Here is a 19,515-nt window from a genome sequence, read left to right on the forward strand (position 1 = left end):
TCGGCCATGCGGCGTGCATCAGGCGCCCGGAATGCTCAATCTTGATTGAGGGGCGGCTGAGTTCGAAGATCAAAAGGATTGCGACCTAACAAAAAGCCCCGCGAGTGCGGGGCTTTTTATTGCTCTTTTTCAAAGATCGCAAAAACCGACTCCCGGCCGTGCGAGCGCAGGTCAAGCAAGGCGAGCTCAGGACGAGGGAGCGGAGTTGGCTGCAGCCAATGAGCATCCCGACCCTGAGCTCAACGCCGCATGACCAAGCGCAGCAGGCCCGGAGCGGTTTTTTTACCAGCCGACACCGAACCCGACGCTGTACCGGGTCTCGTCCACTTCGCCATCTTTGGCGCCGCTTACGATGTTTTTCTCAGCCTTCACGTTAAGCGAAGCCCAGTCGGTGACTTTGTAGCGCAGGCCTGCTTCTGCATCGAGTTCGTACTCGCTGTCGCCGCCAATGGGCTTGCCCAGTTCGCCGTTGCTGAACATCTCGAAGGTCTTGCCGACCAGGTAGCGGTTGTAGTCCCACTTCAGGCCCAGCGAGTAGAAGTTGTCGCTGCCGCCGTCTCTGTATTCGTAGTCATTCTGGTTGACCAAGGTCGCCAGCGAGAACGCGCCGAGTTCGTCGTCCCAGAACTGGTAGCCAGGACCGGTACCGATGGTGCGCTGGCTGGAAACGTCTTCGATGTGGTCGCGCTTGTAGCTCAAGCGGCCCTGCCAGAACCAATGTTCATCCAGGAAACGGTCGAGGGCGTATTCGGCGTTCCAGTTGTTGGTGGTGGTGACGTCGTCTTGCGACTCGCGGTTGTAGCCACCTTCGGCGTTGTGGCGCCAGGCGCCATGGCGGGCGGTGGTTTTGAAGTCGACGTCGTAGTCGTCGGTGTCGGTTTCGGCGCGTTTGTAGTCCAGCCCGAGGTCGACGTTGCCTTTCCACACCAAGTCTTCGAGGATCGGCTTGGGCTTGATGATCTGCTCGATGCTGGCCAGCTCGACGGTCTTTGGCGCCTCGCCATTGATCAACGTGACCTTGCCGTCTTCGGCGGCTTGCAGCGACTTGGCGCGCTCGCCAGTGAATTCGTCTTGCTTAACCATCAGCTCACGGTCGCTTTCCAGGGTTTTGACCTGTTTCCAATCCACTGGAATGGTGCCGCCATAGCTGGTTTCGACCACCAGCTTGCCGCCGTCGAACACTTTGATGGTACCGGTGAGGCGGTCGCCGTTTTTCAACCATACGGTGTCGGCCATTGCAGGGGTTGCAGCCAGCGTGAGCGCGGCGCAGGACAGGGCGTAAGACAGCTTGTTGGATAACCGCATGGGGAGATTTACCGCTCCGTAAATGTGAAGGGCGGGCATTATCCAAGATAAAAAGCCGCTGGCCCAAAAAACACTGCAAGGAGTGACCGGTGGCTGTCCTGCAAGTTCCGCGCAATCTAAAGCAAGGCTCACGCCAGCGCACGCCGGCGCGCACGTTCTACGGCCAGACGGGCACCGTAATGGCATGAACGCTTGAAGCGCGAAAACGCTCAGTTAAGCTGCCCGCCATGCACCGCTCTGTGTAAGGTCAAAACATGCCAGCGAAAGAAGACAGCACTAAGACAGCCGCCGCCGATGTGGCAGGCGAAAACGCTGAAGCTCGGCGCGCCGCGCTGTACCTGACGTTGGCGCAAGTGCCCGCGGGCTATGTGGTCAGTTATGGCCAACTGGCTGAGCTGGCGGGCCTGGGCCGTGCGGCGCGGTGGGTGGGTCGCACCTTGAGCCAGTTGCCGGAAGGCAGCGCCCTGCCCTGGCACCGCGTGGTCGCCGCCGGTGGCCGACTGAGCCTGGCAGCCGGCACCGTATCGGGCGAGGAGCAACGAGCGCGGTTGCGCGCCGAAGGGGTGCGGATGGTCAATCAGCGCGTGGATATAAAGCGCCATGGGTGGCGCCCGATGGAGCACAGCGGTTAGAGTGCGCCCTGTTTTTGCCATCCAGTTTGGCCTGGCCAACTGGGCACTCCACGTTTTGCTAAACCCAGGCAGATCACAGCCCAATGCCCCGTAAAACCTGGCGCGCGGCACTCGCCGCCTACGCTTCGCCGGCCAGTCTGGCCCTCTTGCTTCTCGGTTTCGCCGCAGGCCTGCCGTACATGCTGGTGTTCTCCACCTTGTCGGTGTGGATGCGCGAAGCCGGCGTGTCGCGTGAAACCATCGGTTTCGCCAGCCTGATCGGCCTCGCTTACGCCTTCAAATGGATCTGGTCGCCGCTGCTCGACCAGTGGCGGCTGCCCTTGCTCGGCCGCCTGGGCCGACGACGTTCGTGGCTGGTGCTCTCGCAAATTGTCATCGCCATGGGCCTGATCGGCATGGCGCTGTGCGACCCGCGCACCAACCTCACCTGGTTGGTCGCCATCGCCGTGCTGGTGGCGTTTGCCTCCGCCACTCAAGATATCGCCGTTGACGCCTACCGCCTGGAAATTGCCGACGACACCCGTCAGGCCGCCCTGGCCGCCAGCTATATGCTCGGCTACCGCGTCGCCGCCCTGCTCGCCACCGCCGGCGCGCTGTATTTCGCCGAATGGTTCGGCTCCACCACCACCGCCTACGAATTTGGCGCCTGGGCCAGCACCTATCTCTTGTTCGCCATGCTGATGGTGCCGGGATTGCTCACCTCTCTATGGATGCGCGAACCCCATGTGGACGTGCCGGTGCAAACCACCACCTCGCGCTTCAAGCTCAAAGACCAGCTCTACTCCGTCCTGATTTTGCTGGTGATGCTGATCTCGCTACCGGCCATGATTACGGGCCTGCTCGACCGCGCCTGGCCCCGCGCCGCGCTGTACGCCATCTTCCTCGGCATTTGCCTGATGCCCGCCGGCCGCCGTTTGATTGCGCCCGTGCGCGATCTGCTTAGCCAGCAGCGTAAACAGCTGATCGTGGCGGCGCGCGGCAAGGTGATTCCCAACTTCGACTTCGTCCACCAGGCCGTGTCGATGATTGTGCTGATCATCATCCTGGTCACCGCCGCCGCCGCTGCCAAAGCGTTCAACAGCGGCGCCTGGCCGCGCGGCACGATGTATGTGCTGATCGCCATGGCCTGCTTGTCGGCGCCGGGCCGCCTGTTGATGGCGCCGGTGGTCACGCCGATCAGTGAATTCGTGCAGCGCTATCGCTGGCAAGCGTTGCTGTTGCTCGGGCTGATCGCGACGTACCGGATGTCCGACACGGTGATGGGTGTGATGGCCAACGTGTTCTACATCGACCAAGGGTTTAGCAAGGAGCAGATCGCCAGCGTCAGCAAGCTGTTCGGCCTGGTGATGACGCTGCTGGGCGCCGGCGCCGGAGGGTTGTTGATCGTGCGGTTCGGCATCATGCCGATTCTGCTGATTGGCGGCGTGCTGTCAGCCAGCACCAACTTGCTGTTCATGCTGCTAAGCGACATGGGCGCGAATCTGGACATGCTGATCCTGACCATTTCCGCCGACAACTTCAGCGCCGGCCTGGCCACTTCAGCGTTCGTGGCCTACCTGTCGAGTCTGACCAACCTCAAATTCTCCGCCACCCAATACGCCCTGCTCAGCTCGATCATGCTGCTGCTGCCGCGCTTGATCGGCGGCTACTCGGGCGTGATGGTCGAGAACGTTGGCTACCACAAGTTCTTCCTCATCACCGCCCTGCTCGGCATTCCGACGTTGATTTTGATTTGCTGGCAGTGGCAGCGCATGGCGAGCCAGAAAGTGCCGGAAGTGGAAGAAGCACCGCCGACCGCAGAGGACAAGGCCAGACCGGAACAGGTTTAGCCCAGAAAAGCCGGCAATTGCCGGCTTTTTCTTTTCCGCAGATTAAGATTTTCGGGGCTAAGGCCAGGCAAGGCGCCCCGGAGCTTTTAAGCGCAGCGTACTGCAGTACGTGAGCATTAAAAGCGAGGACGCAACGCAGCATGGACGACGACCCGGAAATCGTTGCCGAACGCTAAGCGTTCTCTTGAACCATGCGAATCACCCGCTGCGGGAACGGAATCTCGATACCGGCCGCCTGCAACCGATCACGAATCTCTTCGTTGTATTTAAACGTCAGGCTCCAGTAGTCGGCGGTTTTCACCCACACGCGCAATGACATCTTGATCGCGCTGTCACCCAACCCCGCAACCACCACCGCAGGCGCCGGATCTTTAAGCACGCGTTCGTCTTCGGCCATCTCGGTCAGCACGCGCTTGGCAGCTTGCAGGTCAGCGTCGTAGTTGATGCCGATGTCATAAATAATTTGGCGCGTGGCCTGGCGGTTGTAGTTGGTGATGATGCCGTTGGACAGGCTGCCGTTGGGCACGATGACGGTCTTGTTATCGCCGGTGCGCAGTACGGTGTGAAAGATTTGAATGTTATCCACCGTGCCCGCTACGCCCTGCGCTTCAATCCAGTCACCGATGCGGAACGGGCGAAACAGCAGAATCAGCACACCGCCGGCGAAGTTGGCCAGGCTGCCTTGCAGCGCCAAGCCAATCGCCAGGCCGGCGGCACCGATGGCGGCAATAAACGAGGTGGTCTCCACGCCGATCATCGACGCGGCGCTGATCACCAGCAGCACTTTGAGAATGATATTGGCCAGGGTGCCAATGAAGCTCTGCAAGGCCGGGTCGCCGAGGCGCTTGCCGATCAGCGCGCTGAGGTTGCCGGTGACCCGATTGATCAGCCACCAGCCAATCGCCAAAACCACCAACGCCAGCAGCACGCGGCCGCTGTAGGCCATGATGATAGGTAGCCATGCCTGCGAGGCATCGACCAAGTGATCCAGTTGTGCATCGAAATCCATAGCGCCTCCTTCGCTGCCTGACCGCCCAGATGCCAGTCATAAAAAACAGCGGCTGCGTCTTTTGCGACGCCGCAGGGGGCGCGATGGTTCCATAACAACCCCGGTCAGACGCTGTGAAAACGTAGCGAGCGAAGGCTAGGCAAGGCGAGAACAGGCGAAAAAGCGGAGTTGGCTGTAGCCAATGAGCATTTTGAGTCTGTTCTCAACGCGGCCTAGCCGAGCGCAGTAGTTTTCACAGGGTCTGGAGCACTAATCTCTAAAGTTGTTGAATTGCAGCGGCATCCCGAACTCTTTAGCCCGCAGCGCCGCGATGGCCTCTTGCAGGTCATCACGCTTTTTGCCGGTCACGCGCACTTGCTCGCCCTGGATGGCGGCCTGCACTTTGAGTTTGGCTTCTTTGATGTGGGCGACAATTTTCTTCGCCAGCTCTTTATCGATGCCCTCGCGCAGAACCGCTTCCTGCTTCACACTCTTGCCCGACGGGTAAGCGTCTTTCAGCTCGAGACACTGCACATCGATCTTGCGCTTGACTAGGCTGAGTCTGAGAATCTCGACCATCTGCTCCAGCTGAAACTCGGCGTCAGCGGTGATGTTGATGGTCAGTTCTTTGAATTCAAAGGTGCCTTTGCCACGCAAGTCATAGCGACGCTCCAGCTCTTTCATGGCGTTGTCGACAGCGTTGGTTACTTCGTGTTTGTCCAGTTCGGACACCACGTCGAACGAGGGCATGGGAAATCTCCAGATAGACGGCGCGATAAGTCTTACAGACAGTGCACGCCAAGCTTGACGGTTAAAATGCCGGATCATTATATATCTGCCGATACAAACACCGCCCGGCGATGAGCCGGCACCTCTATTATTTCTCTCGAGTTCGCCAATGCCCAACCCCCATCTCAGCATCCTGGTGGTGGACGACGCCAAGTTCTCCAGCGCCATGATCGGCCGTGCCCTGAGCCAAGCCGGTTACCTCGATGTGCGCTTCGCCAGCAGCGCGCTCGAGGCCTTGACGCTGTTGGAAGAACGTCCCGCCAGCGTGCTGCTTGCCGATTGGCTGATGCCGGAAATTGACGGCCTTGAACTCACCGGCCGCGTACGCCAGCTCGACGAAATGGCTGATCACTACACCTACGTGATGCTGCTCACCGGCAAAGAAGGCGAAAACGTATTGAGCGAGGCCTTCGACCGGGGCGTCGACGACTTCGTCAGCAAGTCGGCCATGAGCGAACAATTGGTGCCGCGCGTGTATGCCGCCGACCGTTTGTGCAACACCCTGCAGCGTCTGTTGCAGGAAAACCGCATGCTCACGCAGAACATTTCCAGCCTTGAAGAACGCAACCTGGTCGACCCGCTGACTGGGTTGGGCAACCCGCGCTACCTGCAACAAATGCTGGTGGACAGCATCCGTCAGGTGGAGTCGCGCGGCGGCGCCGTGTGTTACTTGCTGATCGGCCTGCAAGACGCGCCCAATCTGCGCCAGCAGTACGGCGAAGCCTTCTACAACGAGTTGCTGCACGGCGTCGCCCGTCGCCTGCAACAACTGGTGCGGCCGCTGGATGTGCTGGTGCGCCTGGACGACCACCACTTTGGCCTGCTGACCCTGCTGGAAGATTTGCAGGAATGCTCGCCAAGCAGCTTCAAGCGCCTGCACGAGGGGCTGAACCTCAAAGCGTTCAAGACCAGCGAAGGGTTTATCACGCTCAAGGCCGGCATCAGCCTGGTCGGCATGGACGCCAAAGCATTGCCCATCCAGCCACAAGAACTCATCGACCGTGCCGCCGGCTTGCTTCCCGAAGCCTACGGCAGCGGCCGTGTCGCGGCGCTACGTTTGCCGCTGTACAAATAAATGCACTGGCACGTTCTCGGCGCAGGCAGCCTGGGCACCTTGTGGGCCGCCCGCCTCGCCCGGGCCAACGTGCCGGTCACCCTGCTGCTGCGCAATCGCCAACGCCTGGCCAGTTACCGCCAGCTGGGCGGCTTGACGCTGGTTGAACAAGGGCTCAGCAGCCTGTACCCGGTGCCGGCGCAGAGCGTCGACGACACCAGCCCGATCCGCCTCTTGTTGCTCGCCTGCAAGGCCTATGACGCCGAAGCCGCTGTCGCCAGCGTGGCGCATCGTTTGACCGCCGACGCCGACGTGGTGCTGCTGCAAAACGGTATGGGCAGCCAAGACGCCGTGGCGGCTCGCCTGCCGAGGGCGCGCTGCATCGTGGCGTCGAGCACCGAGGGCGCCTTTCGCGACGCAGATTTCCGGGTGGTATTTGCCGGCCATGGTCACACCGGGCTGGGCGACCCGCTCAATCCCACGCCGCCGAGCTGGTTGGCCGATGTGCAAAGCGCTGAAATTTCCCATGAATGGACGCCCGACATCCTTAGTCGCGTGTGGCGCAAGCTGGCGCTGAACTGCGCCATCAACCCGCTGACCGTGCTCCACGACTGCCGCAACGGCGGTTTGCTGGAACACCCTGCCGAAGTGGCAACGCTCTGCGCGGAACTCAGCCAGTTGCTCGATCTGTGCGGCCAACCGGCTGCGGCGGAAAATCTCGCCGAAGAAGTGCAGCGCGTGATCACAGCCACTGCGGCCAATTATTCCTCTATGCACCAGGACGTCGCCCAGCAGCGCCGCACGGAAATCAGTTACCTGCTTGGCCATGTGTGCGCCGTGGCGCAGCGCCACAACTGCCCGGCGCCGCATCTGCACATGTTGCTTGAGCGTCTGCAGAACGAACTGCAGAACAAAGGCCTACCCATCGATTAACCCGGCCTCTTGTGGGAGCGGCTTTAGCCGCGATGGCTACGCCGCGTGCCTACTGACTCGCGACTAACCCCCCTGCCGCCAAGGCAAGCCGTCGAAGTCGTTGAGCCGTCACCGGCCAGGCGCTACCCTGCGTACCTCTCTTTCTGAAGGCACCCTTGGCTTATGACCCTGCGCAAGCGCCTGGAAAACCTCTCGGTCGGCCGCAAATTATTGGCGGCGTTATTGGCGTTGCTGACCACGGTGCTGCTGGTCGCCAACCTCGCGTTTATCAGTGCGGCGTATTGGATCTCCCAGGAAAACATGGCGCCGCAGGCGTTGCAGACGTTGGGCCGCCTGCTGTCCACCCCCGCCCTGAGCAACGAAGCGTTGAGCTCACGCGCCACCGCCGAAGACCTGCTGCAGCGCCTGGACAGCTACAGCCCGCTGCGCGCAGCCGCGCTGTATGGCAGCGACGGGCGTCGCCTGGCGCAGTTGGAACATGGCGACAAACTGCATCTGCCGCGCCGCATCGAGCAGCTGTCGACTTGGCGCTACGGCGAATTCCGCACCAACCAATTGTTCGAATTGCCGCAAGAAGGCAAGCCGCCCGGCCATCTGTTGTTGGTGGCCTCCAGCGAATTGCCCGGCGCTTTCTACACCGGCACGTTAACCGCCAGCCTCGTGATTCTGGCCTGCAGCGTGCTGCTGTGGTCGCTGGTGGCGCGGCAGATACGGCGCCTGGTCACGCGGCCGATTCGGCGTCTGGAAGAACTCTCCCGGCAAGTAACGCGCGAGGAGAACTACGCCCTGCGCGCCGCCCGTGGTAATCAGGACGAAATCGGCAGCCTGGCCGAAGCCTTCAACACCATGTTGTCGCGCATCGAAGCCCGCGAGCAGCAGCTCAAGCGCGCCCGCGACGACGCGCAAATGGCTTTCGACCAAGCCCAGCGCCTGGCCGAAGAAACCCGCCACTCCAACCGCAAGTTGGAACTGGAGGTTCAGGTTCGCAGCAAGATCGAGAAGAAACTCACCGGCTTTCAGAACTACCTCAACAGCATCATCGACTCCATGCCATCCGCGCTGATCGCCCTGGATGAGCAGCTGTATGTCAGCCAATGGAACCAGGAAGCCAGCGTACTTTCCGGCACACGTCTGGACGAAGCGCTGAACCAGCCGGTGTTTCTCGCCTTTCCGCCGCTCAAGCCTTACCTGCAACAACTCAAGCGCACCGCCGAGCGCCACACGGTGGAAAAAATCGAGCGGGTGACATGGACGCGGGGCGACACCAAATGCCATTACGCCCTCACGTTCTACCCGTTAATGGGCGGCGCGGGCCGAGGCGTGGTGATCCGTATCGATGACATCAGCCAGCGCTTGTCGCTGGAAGAAATGATGGTGCAGTCGGAAAAGATGCTTTCAGTAGGCGGCTTGGCGGCCGGCATGGCCCATGAAATCAACAACCCGCTGGGCGCGATTTTGCACAACGTGCAGAACATTCGCCGCCGACTTTCCAGCGAATTACCTCGCAACCAGGAAGTGGCAGAGGCTGTCGGCGTGCCGCTGGAAACGGTCAATCGCTACCTGCACGGACGAGAAGTGCCGCAACTGCTCGACGGCATTCAACAAGCCGGCTCGCGCGCGGCGAAAATTGTCTCGCACATGCTCAGCTTCAGCCGCATGAGCAACCGCCAATTGGCGCCGTGCCAGCTGCCGGCATTGCTGGACCAGGCGATAGAAATTGCCGGCAATGACTTCGACCTGACCGAAGGCTTCGACTTCAAAGGCCTGAACATCGAACGCGACTTCGACCCGAACGTGGGCCTGGTGCCCGGCATCGCCAACGAGCTAGAACAGGTGCTGCTGAACTTGCTGAAGAACGCCGCACAAGCCATCCACCAGCGCGAAGCCAAACCCGGTTCATTGTTGGAACCGGGCCGCATCATATTGCGTACGCGACTGGTCGAGCCGTGGGCGGAAATTCAAGTGGAAGACAACGGCATCGGTATGCCGGAGCTAGTGCGCAAGCGCATCTTCGAGCCGTTCTTCACCACCAAAGAAGTCGGCCAAGGCACGGGTTTGGGCCTGTCGGTTTCGTACTTCATCATCACCAACAACCACAAAGGGCAGATGGAGGTGCAGTCCGCGCTGGACCAAGGCACCTGCTTCACCCTGCGCTTGCCCCTGGCAACGCCTTCCGACAACCCTGAAGTGAGCTGAGTCATGGGCTTTCGCCTGTCAAAGATCTACACCCGCACCGGCGACGCCGGCGAGACTGGCCTGGCCGACGGCCGCCGCGTACCCAAAGACCACCCGCGCGTGGAAGCCATGGGCGAGCTGGACAGCCTGAACAGCCAGCTCGGTTTGTTGCTGGCCGGGTTGGCCGAGCATGAAGTGATGTGGCCGGGATTGAGCGAAGTAATTGACGTGCTCAGCCCTTGTCAGCACCGCTTGTTCGACCTCGGTGGCGAGCTGGCAATGCCCCAGTACCAAGCCTTGAACCAGGCCGAAGTGGAACGGCTCGAAGCGGCCATCGACCTGTGGAATGAAGAGCTGGGGCCGCTCGAAAACTTCATCTTGCCGGGCGGTTCGTTGCTAGTGGCTCAAGCTCACGTATGCCGGGCGCAGGCACGCAGCGCGGAGCGGCGGTGCCAGCAATTGAATGCGTTGGAACCGTTGGCTGGGGTGGGCTTGGCGTATGTGAATCGGCTGTCGGACTTGCTGTTTGTGGCCGCGCGATTGATTGGGCGGCGGATGCAGATTAATGAAGTGCTGTGGGAGGCGGCGGCGAAGCCGGAGTGAGTTATGTCGCAGTCTGTAGGAGCGGCTTTAGCCGCGAGCTTTTAACAAACAAAAGCATCGCGGCTAAAGCCGCTCCTACAAAAATCTCGTCAGTCAGCAGGCTGAGGCCAGAACGCTCTGATCCCCGCCACACCTTGCGCGCCCACCTGCCACGCCTTCTCGGTATCCCCAGCCCCAACGCCACCGAGCAGAAACACCGGCTGGTTGAAGCCTGCAATCATTTCCTGCGCCGCGTCCCAGCCAAGCGGCTGCGCGTCAGGGTGAGTTTGCGTGGCTTGGACCGGTGACAGCGTGACGAAATCCACGCCCATTTCCGCCGCCAGCGCCAACTCTTCTGCGTTGTGACAAGACGCCGCTAACCACCGGTTTGTGGGGAACGGGCGCCCGCCAGTGACCAACTTGCGCAGCTGCGTGGAGGTCAAATGCCAACCGGCCGCTGGGAAATCACCGAGCCATTCCAGCGGGCCTTTGAGCATCAATTGCGCCCGGCCGGCGCACAGACCGACGGCGTCTACGGCGAGGTCGCGGTATTGCGGGTCGTACATATTCGGTGCGCGCAATTGCACCAATCGAATACCACTTTCCAACGCCGCTTTGAGGCCGAGCAGCAGCGCCTTCGGCTCAAGATTGTCGGGCGTGATCAGGTAGTGCTCAGGTAAGCGTGCGGCAGCGACGATGGGGCGGTTGGCGGCCGGGAATTCGTAGTCGCTGAGTTCCCGATTGCTCACCCACGCCAACGGCTGCCCTTCGGCACCGTGGGCCTCGCCGGTAAACGCGCTGACTTCCCACACGTCCAGCAACACGTGCTTGTCGGCGTAGTCGTGGCGCACCTGAATCAGCGGGCGCGCCGCCGTCACCTGAATGCCCAATTCTTCGGCTAGCTCGCGGTCGAGCGCGGCACGTACCGACTCGCCCTCCTCGACCTTGCCGCCGGGAAATTCCCACAGGCCACCCTGGTGTTTATCGTCTGCGCGACGGGCCAGCAAAATGCGCCCGTCCTCGCCTCGGATAACCGCTGCTGCCACATGCACTCGTTTCACGCCTGCTGTTCCTCTCGTGCTGCCTGTTGCCAGCGCTGGAAGGCTGGCCACTGGTAAATGGTTTCAACATAGGCCAGCGCCTGGGCCGAAAGTGCCACGCGGTAGCCGCGAAAACGCACGGCCACCGGGGCGAAAAACGCATCGGCGAGGCTGACGCGACCAAACAGAAACGGCCCGTCCTGCCCGAACTCGCTGCGGCAATGCGCCCAGATGGCGCTGATACGTTCGATGTCGGCGAGCACGTCGGCCGGCACACTGGGCAACGCTTCGTCGCGCGACAGATCCATGGGCATGGCCACACGCAGTGGCACAAAGCCGCTATGCATCTCCGCGCAGACGCTGCGGGCGATCGCACGGGCAAACGCGCCGCGCGGCCACAGATGCGCTTCAGGGTAGGTTTCGGCGAGGTATTCGCTGATGGCCAGGGAATCCCAGATGGAACCCTCGTCAGTTTTCAGCAACGGCACTTTGCCGGTGGGCGAATGTTCAAGAATGCGCTCGCGGCTGTCGGGCTGATTCAGGCGAACCATCTGCTCAGTGTAAGGCGCGCCGCTAAGCTCCAGCGCCAGGGCCGCGCGCAACGACCAGGACGAGTAAGTCTTGTCGCCGATTACCAGATTCAAAGCCATTTGAGTCACCCGTTTAAGCGTCCATTTATCGAACTGCGACAATAGGCAGCGCGTCGGCCGAGGGCAAATTCCGATTGTTCATGTGCGGATAAGCCGCAGGAATGGCCGCCGCTGAACGCGGCGGCCTGGTGCGATCAGGAGCGGTATTCGGCGTTGATGCGCACGTATTCGTGGGACAGGTCGGTGGTCCAGATCGTTTCACTGCATGTACCGCGGCCAAGCTCGATACGAATGCCGATTTCTTCCTGGGCCATCACCGCAGCGCCCTGCTCTTCGGTGTAGCTGGCCGCGCGGCAGCCACGACTGGCGATGCAGACGTCGCCAAGGAACACGTCGATTTTGCTGACGTCCAGTTGCGCGACACCGGCGCGGCCAACGGCGGCCAGGATCCGGCCCCAGTTCGGGTCAGAGGCGAACAAGGCGGTTTTGATCAGCGGTGAATGCGCAACGGCGTAGGCAACGTCCAGGCATTCCTGGTGGGTCGCGCCGCCATTGGCTTGCACGGTGACAAACTTGGTGGCGCCTTCGCCGTCACGGACGATGGCCTGCGCCAATTCCATCGACACATCCAGCACCGCTTGCTTGAGCTCGGCGAACAAGGCGCCGCTGGCTTGCGTGACCTCAGGCAATGCCGCCTGACCGGTCGCCACGAGGATGCAGCAGTCGTTGGTCGAGGTGTCGCCGTCGATGGTGATACGGTTGAAAGACTTGTTGGCGGCGTCGCGCAGCAGGTCTTGCAGCAGACCCTGGGAGACTTTGGCGTCGGTGGCGATGTAGCCGAGCATGGTCGCCATGTTCGGTTTGATCATGCCGGCGCCTTTGCTGATGCCGGTGACGGTCACGGTGACGCCGTCATGCACAAACTGGCGGCTGGCGCCTTTGGGCTGGGTGTCGGTGGTCATAATGCCGGCAGCCGCAGCGGCCCAGTTATCGACTGAAAGATCAGCCAGGGCAGCGGCCAGCGCGCCTTCAATTTTCTCGACCGGCAGCGGCTCGCCGATCACGCCAGTGGAAAACGGCAGCACTGCGGTTTCCGGCACTCCGGTCAGCTCGGCCAACTTCGCGCAGGTGCGAGCAGCGGCTTGCAGTCCCGGCTCGCCAGTGCCGGCGTTGGCGTTGCCGGTGTTGGTCAGCAGATAACGAACCGGGCCGACCACATTCTTCTTCGCCAGAATCACCGGCGCCGCGCAAAACGCATTCAGCGTAAACACGCCCGCCACGCTGGAGCCTTCGGCACAGCGCATCACCACCACATCCTTGCGACCCTCGCGCTTGATACCGGCAGACGAAATACCCAATTCAAAACCGGCAACCGGATGCAGCGTAGGCAGAGGACCGAGACCAACAGGCATGGGGCGAGCTCCTTGGCAGAAAAACGTTAAACCACGCCACCACGGCGCAGCATCGATTCAGGCAAAAACGCCGCGAACGGTAAACCGGTCACGGCGTGGAAATATTAGAGCAAACACGGCTTCCGACGTCGCATTCGAGATCTACTGGGCTAAGGCCAGACAAGGCGAAACCGCGGTTTAAAGCGCAGCGTACTGTAGTACGTGAGCATTTAAAGCGCGGTTTCAACGCAGTATGGCCGACGACCAGGAGATCGGCCGCCTAAGAAATTTGGCCGTGGCAGTGTTTGTACTTCTTGCCACTGCCGCAGTAGCACAGCTCGTTACGACCAATCTTCTGATCATTACGCGCCGGCGAATACGTCGGCACTGCAACCTCGCCCACTGGCTCCAGCTCGGGCTCGTCCAGCGCCGATGCTTCGGCGTGTTCGAACTGCATACGGGCGGCCAGCGCCTCGGCTTCCTGGCGCAGACGCGCCTCTTCCTCGACCGGGTCTTCGCGACGAACCTGAACGTGGGACAGCACGCGAATGGTGTCGCGCTTGATCGAATCCAACAGTTCCTGGAACAGCGTGAAGGACTCGCGCTTGTATTCCTGCTTCGGGTTCTTCTGGGCGTAACCGCGCAGGTGAATACCGTGACGCAGGTGGTCCATGGTGGACAGGTGGTCTTTCCACAGATCGTCCAACACGCGCAGCAGAATCTGCTTCTCGAAGGTGCGCAGCGCTTCGGCACTGGCTTGGTCTTCTTTCTCGTTGTAAGCAGCCAACAGCGCTTCCAGAATTTTCGCGCGCAGCGGCTCTTCGTAAAGCTGAGCGTCTTCGTCGAGCCACTGCTGAATCGGCAACTTGATGCTGAAATCGTTGAGCAGCGCCGCTTCTAAGCCGGCGATGTCCCACTGCTCTGGCAGCGATTGCGGCGGGATGTGCGAGTTGATGGTGCTATCCAACACCTCCTGACGGAACTCGGCGATGGTGTCGCCCACATCGCTGGCAGCCAGCAAGCTGTTGCGCATGTGGTAGATCACTTTGCGCTGCTCGTTGGCTACGTCGTCGAACTCGAGCAGTTGCTTACGCATGTCGAAGTTGCGGCCTTCAACCTTGCGCTGAGCCTTCTCGATGGCATTGCTGACCATGCGGTGTTCGATGGCTTCGCCGGACTGCATGCCCAGCGCCTTCATGAAATTCTTCACCCGATCAGAGGCGAAGATGCGCATCAGGTTGTCTTCCAGCGACAGGTAGAAACGGCTGGAACCCGGGTCACCCTGACGGCCCGAACGGCCGCGCAACTGGTTGTCGATACGGCGCGATTCGTGACGCTCGGAAGCGATTACGTGCAGACCACCGGACTCGATCACCAGTTGGTGACGCTTGTGCCAGTCGGCCTTGATTTGCGCGATCTGCTCTTCGGTCGGGTTTTCCAGGGCAGCGACTTCAACTTCCCAGTTACCGCCCAACAGAATGTCGGTACCACGACCGGCCATGTTGGTGGCGATGGTCAGCGCGCCGGGGCGACCAGCCTGAGCAATGATTTCGGCTTCTTTTTCGTGGAACTTGGCGTTGAGCACTTTGTGCTCGATGCCTTCTTTGGTCAGCAGCTGGGACACGTATTCCGAGCTGTCGATGGACGCGGTACCCACCAGAATCGGGCGGCCCACGGCCTGGCTTTCTTTGATGTCGGCAACGATAGCGGCGTACTTTTCTTCCTGGGTCAGGTAGACCAGGTCGTTGTAATCCTTACGTGCCAACGGTTTGTTCGGCGGAATCACAACCACCGGCAGACCGTAGATCTGATGGAACTCGAACGCTTCGGTGTCAGCCGTACCGGTCATGCCGGACAGCTTGTTGTAGAGACGGAAGTAGTTCTGGAACGTGGTCGAGGCCAGGGTCTGGCTCTCAGCCTGAATCGGCAAGCCTTCCTTCGCTTCGATGGCCTGGTGCAAGCCCTCGGATAAACGACGACCCGGCATGGTACGACCGGTGTGTTCGTCGACCAGCAACACCTGATCGTTCTGCACGATGTATTCGACGTTGCGATGGAACAGCTTATGGGCGCGCAGGCCGGCGTACACGTGGGTCAGCAGACCCAGGTTGTGCGCCGAGTACAGGCTCTCGCCCTCAGCCAGCAGGCCGGCGTGGGTGAGCATGTCTTCGATGAACTGGTGACCGGCTTCGTTGAGCTCGACCTGACGAGTCTTCTCGTCAACGGTGAAGTGGCCTTCCTGGGTAACGACGCCTTCCACTTCTTCGATATGTTGCTTGAGGCGTGGAATCAGCAGGTTGATCTGCATGTACAGCTTGGAGCTGTCTTCGGCTTGGCCCGAAATGATGAGCGGGGTACGGGCTTCGTCGATGAGGATCGAGTCGACTTCGTCGATTACGGCAAAGTTGAGTTCGCGCTGGAATTTCTCTTCCACGCTGAACGCCATGTTGTCGCGCAGGTAATCAAAGCCGAATTCGTTGTTGGTGCCGTAGGTGATGTCGGCGGCGTAAGCAGCACGCTTTTCTTCCGGCGGCTGGAACGGGCTGACGATGCCGACCGACAGACCGAGGAACTCATAAAGCGGACGCATCCAGTTGGCGTCGCGACGAGCCAGGTAGTCGTTCACGGTGACCACGTGCACGCCTTTGCCGGACAACGCATTGAGGTACACAGCCAAGGTACCCACGAGGGTTTTACCTTCACCGGTACGCATCTCGGCGATCTTGCCTTCGTGCAAGGTGGCGCCACCAATGAGCTGCACGTCGAAGTGACGCATGCCCATTACGCGTTTGCCCGCTTCACGGGCTACAGCGAAGGCTTCCGGCAACAGTTGGTCGAGGGTTTCGCCTTTGGCCAGACGGGCCTTGAACTCTTCGGTTTTGCCGCGCAGTTGCTCGTCGGACAGAGCCAGCATTTGCTCTTCGAACGAATTGACGGCTACCACCGTCTTTTGCATGCGCTTAACTTCGCGCTCGTTCTTGCTTCCAAAGAGTTTCTTTAACAAAGGCGCAAACATATCGGCAGGATCTTCCACACATAGGGATGGAGGGCGGCCCCGTGAGTCGCCCGCGCAGCCTTCATGGCTGCTTGCGAAGCGGGCATTCTACCCGGAATCGTTAGCGAGGAAAGTAGCGTTGTTGCACGGTGCCAGCACGCTCGGCAGCTTGCGGAAATGACTATACGGTCCGCTTGCACAACGAGTGTGACGAATCGGTAAGCGGCACCATTGCTTTCCTCGAAGCCCTTATATGGGGGCAAACGCCCGCCAATCAACCCCTATGGTTCTGCTGACAAATCGTCGCTCTGCTACCATTGGCCCCCGGTTATTTCAGGCACTTCGCCATGGCATTTCGTCCCCTACCCGCAAAAGGTCACACCGCGCTCCTGCGCGACGCCAAACCTTTGCAGGCGCTGATCAATCAGGCGCACCGCCTGGATCATCTGCAGCGCCTGGTGGAAAGCCAATTACAACCCGCTGCGCGCGAACACTGTCACGTCGCCTCGTGGCGCGAAGGTTGTCTGTTATTGATCGTCACCGATGGTCATTGGGCCACCCGCCTGCGCTACCAACAGCGCCGCCTGGAACGCCAACTGCAAGCGCTGGAACCGTTCAGCAACCTCAACCGTATTCTCTTCAAAGTGCAGCCGCGCGTGGGCGTCGCAAAGCTTCGCGGTCACACCATGCAGCTTTCCACGGAAACGGCGGAAGGCATTCAGGAAGTGGCGGAAGGGATTAGCGATCCGGGGTTGCGTGCGGCCTTGGAACGACTCGCGCGGCATGGCAAGGGCTGACGTCACTTTCGGCGGCTAACCCTGTAGGAGCGACCTTGGTCGCGAAGCGGTCTATGCCCCAGCTAGTACGTTTGCAGGGTTCGCCAGCAAGCTGGCTCCTAGGGTCTTCGGAGCACCCTGGCCTTTTCAGACGCCCATAAAAAAAGCCACCCGAAGGTGGCTTTAAAAACAGCAAAAACTAAGGAGGGTTTACTCAACCAGCCGCAACTGGTCGCATGTACGAAATCGGCGCGCTCTTCACGTCGTCGAAAGTCACCACTTCCCAAGCGTCACGTTGCTCAATCAAGGTGCGCAACAGACGGTTGTTCAGCGCATGTCCCGACTTGAAGCCGCGGAACTCGCCAATCAGGCTGTTACCCAGCAGGTAGAGGTCGCCGATGGCGTCGAGGATTTTGTGCTTAACGAATTCGTCCTCGTAACGCAGGCCGTCTTCGTTCAGTACGCGAAACTCGTCAACCACGATGGCGTTTTCTACGCTGCCGCCGAGTGCCAGGTTCTGCGAACGCAGGAACTCGATATCACTCATAAAGCCGAAGGTGCGCGCACGGCTCACTTCTTTTACGAAGGAGGTGCTAGAGAAGTCCACGCTCGCGCTTTGGGTGCGATTGCGGAAAACCGGGTGATCGAAGTCGATCTCGAAACTCACCTTGAAACCATCGAAAGGAACGAAGGTGGCGCGCTTGTCGCCCTCTGTAACCGTTACTTCGCGGGTGATGCGGATGAATTTCTTCGCCGATTCCTGCTCTTGCAGGCCTGCGGATTGAATCAGGAATACGAAGGGACCAGCACTGCCATCCATGATCGGCACTTCGGACGCGGAGAGCTCGACGTAGGCGTTATCGATGCCCAGGCCAGCCATGGCCGAAAGCAGGTGCTCCACGGTGTCCACTTTCACATCACCATTGACCAACGTGGTCGACATGGTGGTTTCACCGACATTCTCGGCCCGGGCGCGAATTTCCACGACGGGGTCCAAGTCGGTACGGCGAAACACGATACCGGTATCGACCGGTGCCGGCTTGAGGGTCAGGTAAACCTTTTCCCCGGAATGCAGGCCGACGCCAGTGGCGCGAATGATGTTCTTCAGGGTGCGTTGTCTGATCATGGCTTGGCCGCTATAACACTAGTTGCGAATTGTTTTCAACAATGGCCGGGGATAATACCAGACCCGACCCGTGCTGAACACCAATCACCCCAATACTCCTGATAAATTTCATCAATCAGCCTGACGACGCAGGAACGCTGGAATATCCAGGTAATCCAGGTCGTCCTGAGCGTTCAACTTGGCTGCAGCAGCCGCGCCAGCGTGGGCTTGGTTGCGCATTACGGTTGGACGATCCAGGTCGCGGTAGTTAACCGAAGGCTGCTCGTTGCGCGGTGCGGCGGCCGATGGAACGGCAGCAGCTTGCACGGTGTTGTCGATAACCTTGACCGGCTTCTCGATTTTCGCGCCCAGGCCGGTGGCCACAACAGTCACGTGCAATTCGTCGCGCATGTCCGGGTCGATTACGGTGCCGACCTTAACGGTGGCGTGCTCGGAAGCGAACTGCTCGATGATGTTACCCACGTCGGAGTACTCACCCAGAGACAGGTCAGGACCGGCGGTGATGTTCACCAGAATGCCGCGCGCGCCTTGCAGGTTCACGTCTTCGAGCAACGGGTTGCGGATGGCCGCTTCGGTGGCTTCACGTGCACGGTTTGGACCGCTGGCGCAGCCAGTGCCCATCATCGCCATGCCCATTTCGCTCATCACGGTTTTCACGTCGGCAAAGTCGACGTTGATCATGCCCGGACGCTTGATGATGTCGGAGATACCGCGAACGGCACCGGCCAATACATCGTCAGCCTTGGCGAAAGCCGACAGCAGGCTCGCGTCTTTACCGAGGATGGTCAGCAATTTTTCGTTCGGAATGGTGATCAGCGAGTCGACGCTGGCCTGCAGAGCACGAATGCCCTCTTCGGCGATCAGCATGCGCTTGCGACCTTCGAACGGGAACGGACGGGTCACCACCGCAACGGTGAGAATGCCCATCTCTTTAGCCACTTCAGCAATGATCGGTGCCGCACCGGTACCGGTACCGCCGCCCATGCCAGTGGTGATGAAGACCATGTCGGTGCCTTGCAGCACTTCGGCGATACGCTCGCGGTCTTCCATTGCAGCCTGACGGCCGACTTCCGGGTTGGCGCCAGCGCCCAGGCCCTTGGTCACACCGGTACCGAGTTGCAGCACGGTACGCGCGCCGACATTTTTCAATGCCTGAGCGTCAGTGTTGGCGCAGATGAACTCAACGCCTTCGATGTTGTTTTTCGCCATGTGGTTAACAGCGTTGCCGCCGCCACCACCTACGCCGATTACCTTGATAACAGCGCTTTGCGGGATATTGTCTACGAGCTCGAACATGGTCCCCTCTCCTT

The 19,515-nt window shown here is 60.4% G+C and carries 15 protein-coding genes and 1 pseudogene; 7 read left to right on the forward strand and 9 right to left on the reverse strand.

Going from position 1 to position 19,515, the window contains the following annotated elements; translation table 11 throughout:
* Positions 1 to 282: 282 nt before the first annotated feature.
* The gene (locus AC0IW7_RS01380; protein ID WP_463383691.1) at positions 283 to 1,305 is read right to left on the reverse strand and encodes a DUF481 domain-containing protein; all 1,023 of its coding nucleotides are present in this window, start codon (positions 1,303 to 1,305) and stop codon (positions 283 to 285) included.
* A gap of 254 nt (positions 1,306 to 1,559) precedes the next feature.
* Here AC0IW7_RS01380 and AC0IW7_RS01385 point away from each other — a divergent pair, with 254 nt between their 5' ends.
* Together AC0IW7_RS01385 and AC0IW7_RS01390 are read left to right on the forward strand one after the other, a co-directional pair.
* On the forward strand, positions 1,560 to 1,937 hold the full coding sequence (locus AC0IW7_RS01385) for an MGMT family protein (protein ID WP_463383692.1): 378 nt from the start codon (positions 1,560 to 1,562) through the stop codon (positions 1,935 to 1,937).
* An 83-nt stretch (positions 1,938 to 2,020) separates the two neighbouring features.
* Positions 2,021 to 3,766 carry an AmpG family muropeptide MFS transporter gene (locus AC0IW7_RS01390; RefSeq protein WP_471815452.1) on the forward strand — a complete coding sequence of 582 codons (1,746 nt, stop codon included), beginning with the start codon at positions 2,021 to 2,023 and terminating at the stop codon, positions 3,764 to 3,766.
* 172 nt (positions 3,767 to 3,938) lie between these two features.
* Here the strand turns inward: AC0IW7_RS01390 and AC0IW7_RS01395 are convergent, their stop codons facing one another.
* Together AC0IW7_RS01395 and AC0IW7_RS01400 are read right to left on the reverse strand one after the other, a co-directional pair.
* Positions 3,939 to 4,775 carry a mechanosensitive ion channel family protein gene (locus tag AC0IW7_RS01395; protein ID WP_463383694.1) on the reverse strand — a complete coding sequence of 279 codons (837 nt, stop codon included), beginning with the start codon at positions 4,773 to 4,775 and terminating at the stop codon, positions 3,939 to 3,941.
* A gap of 249 nt (positions 4,776 to 5,024) precedes the next feature.
* Complete coding sequence (locus AC0IW7_RS01400; protein WP_463539958.1) at positions 5,025 to 5,504, reverse strand: YajQ family cyclic di-GMP-binding protein; 480 nt, start codon at positions 5,502 to 5,504, stop codon at positions 5,025 to 5,027.
* A gap of 106 nt (positions 5,505 to 5,610) precedes the next feature.
* On the opposite strand from AC0IW7_RS01400, the pseudogene AC0IW7_RS01405 reads away from it, so the two are divergent.
* From AC0IW7_RS01405 to AC0IW7_RS01420, 4 genes and pseudogenes are all read left to right on the forward strand, one after another.
* Positions 5,611 to 6,618, forward strand: a pseudogene (locus tag AC0IW7_RS01405) (GGDEF domain-containing response regulator); the annotation flags it as partial.
* Positions 6,619 to 7,530, forward strand: a complete 912-nt coding sequence (locus tag AC0IW7_RS01410) for a putative 2-dehydropantoate 2-reductase (protein ID WP_471815453.1) — start codon at positions 6,619 to 6,621, stop codon at positions 7,528 to 7,530.
* 162 nt (positions 7,531 to 7,692) lie between these two features.
* Positions 7,693 to 9,726 (forward strand): sensor histidine kinase, encoded by a 2,034-nt coding sequence (locus AC0IW7_RS01415; RefSeq protein WP_463550458.1) that lies wholly within the window; start codon positions 7,693 to 7,695, stop codon positions 9,724 to 9,726.
* Between the two features lie 3 nt (positions 9,727 to 9,729).
* A complete protein-coding gene (locus tag AC0IW7_RS01420; protein WP_471815454.1) occupies positions 9,730 to 10,308 on the forward strand; it encodes a cob(I)yrinic acid a,c-diamide adenosyltransferase in 579 nt (192 codons plus the stop codon).
* A gap of 89 nt (positions 10,309 to 10,397) precedes the next feature.
* On the opposite strand, the gene AC0IW7_RS01425 is transcribed toward AC0IW7_RS01420, so the two are convergent.
* The 4 genes from AC0IW7_RS01425 to secA form a co-directional block, all read right to left on the reverse strand.
* Positions 10,398 to 11,348, reverse strand: coding sequence for a Nudix family hydrolase (locus AC0IW7_RS01425; protein WP_471815455.1), 951 nt, complete (start codon positions 11,346 to 11,348; stop codon positions 10,398 to 10,400).
* The gene (locus tag AC0IW7_RS01430) at positions 11,345 to 11,977 is read right to left on the reverse strand and encodes a glutathione S-transferase family protein (RefSeq protein WP_471815456.1); all 633 of its coding nucleotides are present in this window, start codon (positions 11,975 to 11,977) and stop codon (positions 11,345 to 11,347) included. The genes AC0IW7_RS01425 and AC0IW7_RS01430 overlap by 4 nt, the downstream gene beginning before the upstream one ends.
* A 134-nt stretch (positions 11,978 to 12,111) precedes the next feature.
* Positions 12,112 to 13,329: a bifunctional glutamate N-acetyltransferase/amino-acid acetyltransferase ArgJ gene (argJ, locus tag AC0IW7_RS01435; protein ID WP_122452463.1), complete on the reverse strand. Its 1,218-nt coding sequence runs from the start codon at positions 13,327 to 13,329 to the stop codon at positions 12,112 to 12,114.
* Between the two features lie 259 nt (positions 13,330 to 13,588).
* Positions 13,589 to 16,324, reverse strand: a complete 2,736-nt coding sequence (gene secA, locus AC0IW7_RS01440) for a preprotein translocase subunit SecA (RefSeq protein WP_471815457.1) — start codon at positions 16,322 to 16,324, stop codon at positions 13,589 to 13,591.
* A gap of 326 nt (positions 16,325 to 16,650) precedes the next feature.
* On the opposite strand from secA, the gene AC0IW7_RS01445 reads away from it, so the two are divergent.
* Positions 16,651 to 17,100, forward strand: a complete 450-nt coding sequence (locus tag AC0IW7_RS01445; protein WP_471815458.1) for a DUF721 domain-containing protein — start codon at positions 16,651 to 16,653, stop codon at positions 17,098 to 17,100.
* A gap of 193 nt (positions 17,101 to 17,293) precedes the next feature.
* Here AC0IW7_RS01445 and lpxC read toward each other — a convergent pair whose 3' ends face one another.
* Together lpxC and ftsZ are read right to left on the reverse strand one after the other, a co-directional pair.
* Positions 17,294 to 18,205, reverse strand: a complete 912-nt coding sequence (gene lpxC, locus AC0IW7_RS01450) for a UDP-3-O-acyl-N-acetylglucosamine deacetylase (RefSeq protein WP_122452460.1) — start codon at positions 18,203 to 18,205, stop codon at positions 17,294 to 17,296.
* A gap of 111 nt (positions 18,206 to 18,316) precedes the next feature.
* Complete coding sequence (ftsZ, locus tag AC0IW7_RS01455) at positions 18,317 to 19,501, reverse strand: cell division protein FtsZ (RefSeq protein WP_122452459.1); 1,185 nt, start codon at positions 19,499 to 19,501, stop codon at positions 18,317 to 18,319.
* Between the last annotated feature and the right edge of the window lie 14 nt (positions 19,502 to 19,515).

The organism is Pseudomonas sp. AC229 (assembly GCF_979254655.1).